This is a genomic window from Marinobacter sp., assembly GCF_035268745.1.
Taxonomy (GTDB): domain Bacteria; phylum Pseudomonadota; class Gammaproteobacteria; order Pseudomonadales; family Oleiphilaceae; genus Marinobacter.
This window is the reverse complement of record NZ_DATFKH010000258.1, coordinates 1-3,742: the sequence shown is the minus strand read 5'-3', so window position 1 is coordinate 3,742 and position 3,742 is coordinate 1. Positions and strand designations below refer to the sequence as shown.

6 protein-coding genes are annotated in these 3,742 nt (G+C 55.4%); 4 read left to right on the top strand and 2 right to left on the bottom strand.

Annotation, left to right across the window (positions count from 1 at the left end; all coding sequences use genetic code 11):
* The coding region (locus tag VJ956_RS16325) for a replication initiator protein A (protein ID WP_324086101.1) at positions 1-1,038 on the top strand (1,038 nt) is incomplete at its 5' end.
* Between the two features lie 20 nt (positions 1,039-1,058).
* Here the strand turns inward: VJ956_RS16325 and VJ956_RS16320 are convergent.
* Entirely contained in the window at positions 1,059-1,583 is a 525-nt protein-coding gene (locus VJ956_RS16320) for a hypothetical protein (RefSeq protein ID WP_324086100.1), read from the bottom strand.
* Between VJ956_RS16320 and VJ956_RS16315 the strand changes: the two genes are divergently transcribed.
* Both VJ956_RS16315 and VJ956_RS16310 read left to right on the top strand, forming a co-directional pair.
* Entirely contained in the window at positions 1,577-1,879 is a 303-nt protein-coding gene (locus VJ956_RS16315; protein ID WP_324086102.1) for a BrnT family toxin, read from the top strand. The genes VJ956_RS16320 and VJ956_RS16315 overlap by 7 nt on opposite strands.
* The gene (locus tag VJ956_RS16310) at positions 1,866-2,159 is read left to right on the top strand and encodes a BrnA antitoxin family protein (protein ID WP_324086099.1); all 294 of its coding nucleotides are present in this window, start codon (positions 1,866-1,868) and stop codon (positions 2,157-2,159) included. The genes VJ956_RS16315 and VJ956_RS16310 overlap by 14 nt, the downstream gene beginning before the upstream one ends.
* Before the next feature lie 40 nt (positions 2,160-2,199).
* Here the strand turns inward: VJ956_RS16310 and VJ956_RS16305 are convergent, their stop codons facing one another.
* Entirely contained in the window at positions 2,200-2,769 is a 570-nt protein-coding gene (locus VJ956_RS16305; RefSeq protein WP_324086098.1) for a hypothetical protein, read from the bottom strand.
* 141 nt (positions 2,770-2,910) lie between these two features.
* Between VJ956_RS16305 and VJ956_RS16300 the strand changes: the two genes are divergently transcribed.
* Entirely contained in the window at positions 2,911-3,360 is a 450-nt protein-coding gene (locus VJ956_RS16300; RefSeq protein ID WP_324086097.1) for an alpha-ketoglutarate-dependent dioxygenase AlkB, read from the top strand.
* Positions 3,361-3,742 lie beyond the last annotated feature (382 nt).

Here is a 3,742-nt window from a genome sequence, read left to right as displayed (position 1 = left end):
CCTGATAGGACAAACTTTCTGTATCGTGCAGACATGCCCTTGCTACCTGATAGACACCCACAAAAAGACTTCTTCATCCTGGATATCTCGGATGTTGTTCCGAAGGACGATATCGCCTCGATGGAACATCCAATGTTCTCTCTGGCGACCAAGCCAGACATGCGCCACCTTGAATACCGTAGCGGTGACAACAGGCTGCAGATCACACCCTCATGGATTGGCCTGCCTACGATCTTCGATAAAGATATTCTGATCTTCTGCATCAGTCAGCTGATGCATAGGAAGAACCGAGGCGAGAAAATTGGAAAGCGCGTCCGCTTCTCTGCGCGTGAGTTGTCCATTGCTACAAACAGACCCATAGGCGGCAATCACTACAAGCGCCTTGCACAAGCTTTCAACCGGTTACGCGGCACCACGTTCCAAACGGACATCACGACGGGCAACCGGCGCGAAACGCGGATCTTCGGCCTGATCGACGAAGGCGGCTTCGTCATGCAGGAAGATACATGGCGGCTCGACTACTGCGAGGTTGTCCTATCCGATTGGGTCATGCGCGCGATTGAGGGCAACGAAGTCGTGACGATCACCAATGACTATTTCCGCCTGCGTCGTCCACTCGAACGCCGTATCTACGAGATCGCCCGCAAGCACTGCGGTGAACAGAAGAAATGGCAGATCGGCCTCGCCAACCTCCAGAACAAGACCGGCAGTAACGCACCCCTCAAAAAGTTCCGTCTCAACATCCGCCGGATCATCGCGGACGATCACATGCCCTTCTACCGCATGGAGCTGACGGCAGATGATCTAGTGATCATCCGCCCCCGCAAGGCAAAGACCACGCTCGCCCCTTCCATCACCCTGCCGGACTGGGCCGAGGAAAAGGCCCGCGGGATCGCGCGGGAAAAGGGCTGGGATTACCACGCCCTCCGCGCCAACTGGATGGAGTTCGCCCAGGACGAAGCTGGCAAAGGGAACCCTACCCAGAATGCAGGCGCCGCCTTCGTTGCATACTGCAAGAAGCAAGACGCGCTGCGGTGAAACTAGGCAGCCGGCTCATACTACCGCGCCCCTACCAAACGCGCCCAAAAACTCTTCTTCCGGGCGCTCTGATCCTCGATCAAAGCTGTGATCTTCTGTGCCTGGTCTTTCCAGCTGTCCCGGTCGGCGCGGGTCTCCTCCAACATCTCGCGCAATAGCTCAACTTCACGCTCTAACGCGCTGGTTTCAGAAGGGGTTTCACTTCCTAACATTGATGGGGTTGCGCCACTTTCATCTGAAACGGCAGGCCAAACACGAAAAAGCTCTGACGCCTCGATGATCCACCCGCCACCCTCTCGGGGCTTAGCAGACAATTTTCCCTTTTTTATGGCCCTTGTGATTGTAGGAACGCTCTTTCCAACTTTCCTCGCTGCCTGCGATGCGGATAGTGACATGCCCGTTACCCCGCCCATTTCACATCGTAAAGTTTTTAGCTTATGAAAGGGTAACAGCTTTACCCCCTTGGGTAAAATACCTTGACGGGGAACCAAGCCCTCTACAACTTGAATAACTACAAAAAAGTAGTTACATATTGGATATGACATCTCCGCTCTTCACCTGGGACGAAGACAAGAACCTGTCCAACCAGCGCAAGCACGGCCTCAGCTTTGAGATCGCGGCCCGCGTCTTCCTCGATCCGTTGCACCTATCCGTGCAGGACCGCATCGAGGACGGGGAACAACGCTGGCAGACAGTCGGCGAGATCGACGGCCTCGCGGTCGTTCTGGTCGCCCACACGTTCACGGAAGAAGGGCCATTAGACGAGCCGGTTGAAGTGATCCGCATCATCTCGGCACGTCCCGCAACACGGAAAGAAAGGAAGCGATATGAAGAAGGTTGAACATACACTCAACACGCTCCCGCCTTTGACGGAAGCACAGAAAGCCGACCTCAAGCGTCTCGCCGCGCTTCCGGACGCCGAGATCGACACGAGCGACATTCCCGAGCTGAACGACGCGCAGCTGGCCGAGATGAAACGTCCTGAACATTTCCGTCCGATCAAGAAACAGATCACAGCCCGTCTGGATGCTGATGTGCTCGCCTGGCTCAAGGCTGGCGGCAAAGGTTACCAGTCCCGCATGAACGCGATCCTGCGTCAGGCGATGCTGAGCGGGAAATGACGGCAGCGCCCTCCCCCCATATGGCGGGGAGGGCGCGGGCCTAGACACCGCGCTTGGCCAGGTTCTTCAGCTCGTCAGAAATCTTGAGCTCAAGCGTACTGCGCCGCCCGTCGGCCATCAGCGCGACCTCATCAGCAAAGTCGAGCACCATCCCAGCCAGATGCCGGATCTCCGCATGGTCTGTCTCGCTGAAGGGTAAAGATTGCCCCCGGTTCTTGGCGTCGTTCATCCGTTTGGCGATCTGAGAAACGTTGTTGCCAACCTTGTTGAGCGCGCCCTTCATCGCATTCAGCGCTTCCGCCAGCTCGGCATCCGGCGCGGCCATGCCGCCCACATTGCGGATGACATTGCGCAAAGCCTCACTCCGGTTCCGGACGCCGGCCTCTTTCAGCTTTTCATCGAACAACGCCAGGTCCGCAGGTGACACGCGGCAGACCACCGTTTCCGTCCTGCTGCCCCGCTCGATCTGTATCTCCCGCATGAACTGTGCGCAGCGATAGACCGTTCGCACGGTGACGCCATACTCCCGCGCCAAAACTTCCGGGCGGACACCTTCGCGCATCTTCTTGGCAATGGACTGGCGGGTTGTGTGATCGATTCTGCGGGTCATTTGTCACAAATGTAATACGTTGCTATTTCCTGCCACCCTCACACAACCGAGATCAAGCCCTCTAGGGCCCAACCTATCAAACAGGCCTAAAGCCGCCTGAGGGCGCTGTGAGCGGCTCTGATGAGCGTACAGAGCGCATAGTTGACCGGGGATTATCGCTACGACTACAAAGCACGGCAGACCCGCAGGGAAGATTATCTTGGGCCATTGCCTGAGTTGTTCCAACAGCTGGCGGAACGGTTGACCACTGAAGGTAATTTTCACGCCATACCGGATCAGGTCATTGTCAACGAATATCAGCCCGTACAGGGCATCTCTGCCCATATCGACTGCCAACCCTGCTTTGGAGAAACAATCGCCTCCCTGAGCCTTCTCTCGGCCTGTGTGATGCGGTTTGCCTCTCAAACACCTTCTCAGCAAACGGTGCTGCACGTCCAACCGGCGAGTCTGTTGGTTTTGAAGGGTGACGCTCGCCACATGTGGACCCATGCTATCCCGTCCAGGAAGACGGATGTCTTTGAGGGTCAGAAACACATCCGGTCGCGACGCATCTCACTGACATTTCGAACGATGAAGTTCGAAAATCCCTAGTGTTAATAGTGTTACCTACGGAGTAGTGTTACGGACCAAAAAATTGCCTTTAACCCTATGACTTAAAAACAGGAAACTATCCACAGGGTTCCGAAAGGGTCAAGCTTGGGTTCCGAAAGGGTCAAATTTGGGTTCCGAAAGGGTCAAACAGAAAATCGTGCGGAAGGGTTCCTGATAGGACAAACTCTGGTTCGGACATAGAGAACCTCAGAACGGTTCCTGATCCGTCAAACTTTTGGTTCCTGATAGGACAAACTTTCTGTATCGTGCAGACATGCCCTTGCTACCTGATAGACACCCACAAAAAGACTTCTTCATCCTGGATATCTCGGATGTTGTTCCGAAGGACGATATCGCCTCGATGGAACATCCAATGTTCTCT